Below are 747 nucleotides of genomic sequence, written 5' to 3' on the forward strand. Positions count from 1 at the left end.
CAATGAAACATATTTTTTTAATCATAATTTTTTCCACTTTTTTGGCGTGTAATTCCAAAAAGGATAATGCGGTTTCTAAAATCAAAAATCCAAATCCAGAGAAAGTAATTCAAGAAAAATTAAGCGGAAAAGAAATCGTGTCTGAATTAGAAAAATTGGGTTATTTCAATTTGACCAGCGAATCTGAATTGGATACAGTCAAAGCTGACTTTCAAAAAGCGTATTCGGACTTACATTTCTTTCAAGGACCAATGCGTGGAGAAACTCTGAATTTTATGGATAATCGTTATCAATGGGTAGATTGTGAGGAACTTTTTGAGATTGGTGGATTAACAGAATATTTAACCCAAGTAAAACCGACTTTTGAAAAACTTGGACTTGAATTAGAATTCGCAAACGAAAAAAGCGAACAAGATCAAAATAGTTGGAAACACACAATTGAGCTGAACGGAAATGAATACTCAGCGTTTGTCGGACAATTTTCTGACTTGGATTGGGGAATTGCATATGTGAATTTTATAGAAATGTTGAACGCTGAATTAAGAAGACAAAATTCGAACGAGCAGTTTTATCCAATAAATTGTGGAAATGATGGAATGTTCGTCTTGCTAACACCAAAACAGTTGGACTTTGTAAATCGGAATTATCCAATAGACAATGAACATCCGACAACAATGAGTAATTGGAAAAGTAGAAATGGAATATAAAAAACTGCACACAACAATGGCTATAAGTAATTGCTTGTTC

At 33.2% G+C, this 747-nt stretch carries 1 protein-coding gene; it reads left to right on the forward strand.

Features of this window, described 5'->3' with window-relative positions:
* On the forward strand, positions 1–707 hold a 707-nt coding region (locus K8344_RS13965), incomplete at its 5' end, for a hypothetical protein (RefSeq protein WP_237609291.1).
* Positions 708–747: the final 40 nt, after the last annotated feature.

Source organism: Aequorivita xiaoshiensis, assembly GCF_022008395.1.
GTDB classification, from domain to species: domain Bacteria; phylum Bacteroidota; class Bacteroidia; order Flavobacteriales; family Flavobacteriaceae; genus Aequorivita; species Aequorivita xiaoshiensis.